Raw genomic sequence first — 3,392 nt, forward strand, 5'->3', positions numbered from 1 at the left:
GCCGTGCGCTCTCGACCGCGCGGCCGGTCACCGCGGCGGACTGCGCAACCTGGCGGCTGATTTCAGTAATCGAGGAGGACAGCTCCTCGGCTGCGCTGGCGACCGTCTGCACCCGGGTGCTGGCCTGGGTCGCCGCGGTGCTGACCGCGGTGGCGCGGTGATTGGTGCTCTCGGCGGTGCCGGTCATCGACTTTGCAGTCGCTTCGAGCTCGCCGGCCCCTGAGGCCATCATCCCGACCAGCTGACCGACCGAGGCGTCGAAGCGATCGGCGAGCGTGATCAATGCCTCGCGCTTCTCGGCCTCGCTACGGTCTTTGCTGGCGGCCTGCTCCTGCTCGAGCGTGCGTGCGGTGATCGCGGTCTGGCGCAGCACGTCCAGCGTTTCGGCCATGCGGCCGATCTCGTCGCCGCGATCGGTCTCGGTAACCGGCGTCTCCAGCGCACCGCCCGCGATGCCCTGCATCCGGTCCTTCAGCCGGCCGAGCCCGCCGACGACGTCACGGGAGATCAGCCACGAAAAACTTGCGAGCAACAGCATCAGGCCGCCGCCGATGGTGCCGAGGCGCAACAGCAGCGCGTTCACGTCGGCATCGATGTCGTCGACATAGACGCCGTAGGTCACGTAAATGTCCCAGGGCGCGAAATGCCGGGCATAGGCGACCTTGCGGATCGCGAGCTTCTGGCCCGGACGGGGAAAGTGATAGCTCGAGATGCCGCCCTCGGGGCTGGAGCGCGCCGCCTTCATCTGGAGGTCCGCGATCACATTGCCGTCGGCATCCTTGGCGCCGGACGGGCGGCCTTCCACCTGCGGATTGGCGTAGTTCAGCAGGCTGGTGCTGTCGGCCTCATAGACGATCGGATAGCCCTGGTTGCCGTTGAAGACCATGCCGCGGCCGCGCAGTCGGAACTGGGTCTTGGCATCAGTCAGCGTCATCTTGCCGGCGGCCACCTCGGTCTGCAGCGTCTGTGCCATACCGATCATCATGTCGACGGCGGTGCGCATCTGCGCGACGCGGTCGTCCAGCATGCGCCGTTCGCTGAGCCAGGACGCGACACCGACGATCGCCAACACCGTTAGCGCTGCGAGCACCACCATGCTTGCGAGCTTGGTGCGGATCTTGAAATGGCTGAGCAGCGTCATCGCGTCCTCGTCTGGTTCCTTTTACCGGTGAGGTAGCATGGGACTGCTTACTAATCGTGAAGAGAACGGGAAGCCGCGACATCCCGCCGCGAATTGCAGCCATGCGAACTAATTGCGAAGCGCGGGAACAACCAGGAAGGGAATCATGCCGAGCACGACGCTCACCAGGGCTAGGACAATCAGCGAATTGTAGCTATGCGTGACGTCGTGAATGACGCCGCCGCCCCAGGAGCCAAGCGCGGAACCGAGCCCGCTGCCGATCGTGATCGTGCCGTAGATGGTTCCGACCTGCTTGCCCCTGAAGATCTTCATGGCGGTGGCCGCCAGCAGCGGACCACGCGAGCCGATCGTGCTGCCGAAGCAGACGACGAAGCCCGTCAGCAGCCAGAAACTCGGCGACCATTGCAGCGCCCACAGCATCAGGATGCCGACCAGCGAGAGCGCGTAGGCGAACAGCACCGATGGCCGCCGTCCGATCACTCCGTCGAGCCACGACACGCCGAGCATGCCGACCAGCAGCACGACGCCGGAGAAGCCCCAGGCAGTCGCCGCCTGCAACGGCGGAAAGCCGACATCGATCAGATAGGCGACGGCCTGCGGCGCGATCGCGTACATGCCGATCGCGGTGAAGAAGAAGGTGCCGAACAGCGCCCAGAAGGCGTGATGGCGCATCGCGGCAACGAGCGTCCAGCCGTCATCGACAAGCTCGTCGCTGAGCTTGCGAACCACGTGGGGCGCACCGCCCGCAAACAGCCGCCAGGGCAGCAGCAACAGCGGAACTAACAAGACCAGCGCGCCGGCGCCGAACAGCCGGTAGGTGGAAGGCCAGCCGATGCGCTCGATCAGGACTTGCGAGGCCGGCAGCAGGATCAGGACGCCGGCGCCGGTCGCCGAATAGATCACGGCCATCGCGGTCGGCAGTTTCGGTCCGAACCAGCGGCCGAGCAGGATCGAGTTCGGCACGTTGCCGATCAGCGCGACGCCGGCACCGCCGCACAGGCCGAGGCTGAGCTGGAATTGCCAGAGCTGCTGCGCGACCGAGGCGATCAGGAAAGCACTGCCGAGCAGCAGCAATCCCAGTGCATAGACCGCGCGTGGTCCGGAACGGTCGAACAGCCGGCCGACCAGCGGCGCGGCGAGGCCGCCGACCAGTGCCGCCAACGAGTAGATCGAGACCACCTGGCCGCGATCCCAGCCGAAGCTTTCGGAGATCGGCTTCAGGAAGACGGTGAAGCTCTCGGCCAGGCCGCGGCCGAGCACCGACAATGTGAAGCATAATGCCAGCACGGCCAGCGCCACGCGCGCCATGGTTGGCTGCGGCGCCCGGCTCTCGTCCTCCCGTAACGCATTTGCTTTCATGCGCGTTATGGGAGCGCGCTTCAGCGGCTCCTGACAAGCAGCGAAAACCGAATGCGGCTATGCGGTGAGTAGGATGGGTAGAGCGAGCAGGTCGGACCTTCCGACCTGTTCGCGAAACCCATCACATCGCAACGGGCTCGATGGGTATCGCTGCGCTCCACCCATCCTACATTCTCCGCATCAAGATGATCAGAATGTCGAAAGCAGCTTATGCAGGTTTCAGCAGCACGTGGCGCTTGCGGCCGAATGACAGCTTGATGACGCCTTCCGTCGTCAGGTCCTTCTGCGTCAGCATCATCTTCTCATCACTGACGACAGTGTCGTTGACGCGCAGGCCGCCGCCCTTGATCTGCCGGCGCGCTTCGCCGTTGGAGGCGACGAGGCCGGCCTTGACGAAGGCGTTGAGCACGCCCACGCCGGCCTCAAATTCGGCAGACGGAATTTCCACCGTCGGCAGGTTCTCGGCGATGGCGCCTTCCTCGAAGGTGCGGCGCGCGGTCTCGGCTGCGGTGCGCGCCGCGTCTGCGCCGTGCAGCAGCGCGGTGGCGGCGTCTGCCAGCGCCTTCTTGGCCTCGTTGATCTCGGCGCCCTGCAAGGCGGCGAGCTTCTCGATCTCGTCGAGCGGCAGCGTCGTGAACAGTTTCAGGAAGCGTGCGACGTCGGCATCCTCGGTGTTGCGCCAGTACTGCCAGAAATCATACGGGCTGCACTGGTCGGCATTGAGCCAGATCGCGCCCTGCGCGGTCTTGCCCATCTTGGCGCCCGACGCGGTGGTGAGCAGCGGCGTCGTCAGCGCGAACAGTTGCGGGGTGCCCATGCGGCGGCCGAGATCGACGCCGTTGACGATGTTGCCCCACTGGTCCGAGCCGCCCATCTGCATGCGGCAGCCGAC

At 65.7% G+C, this 3,392-nt stretch carries 3 protein-coding genes; all 3 read right to left on the reverse strand.

Annotated features, from left to right (window positions below; genetic code table 11):
* Window positions 1-1,141: cache domain-containing protein (locus WA702_RS05435; RefSeq protein WP_425109513.1), on the reverse strand; the 1,141-nt coding region annotated here is incomplete at its 3' end.
* A 108-nt stretch (window positions 1,142-1,249) separates the two neighbouring features.
* Window positions 1,250-2,500: an MFS transporter gene (locus WA702_RS05440; RefSeq protein WP_425109514.1), complete on the reverse strand. Its 1,251-nt coding sequence runs from the start codon at window positions 2,498-2,500 to the stop codon at window positions 1,250-1,252.
* A 208-nt stretch (window positions 2,501-2,708) separates the two neighbouring features.
* The coding region (gene tyrS, locus WA702_RS05445) for a tyrosine--tRNA ligase (RefSeq protein WP_425109515.1) at window positions 2,709-3,392 on the reverse strand (684 nt) is incomplete at its 5' end.

It is taken from the genome of Bradyrhizobium sp. (genome assembly GCF_049798375.1).
Classification (GTDB): domain Bacteria; phylum Pseudomonadota; class Alphaproteobacteria; order Rhizobiales; family Xanthobacteraceae; genus Bradyrhizobium.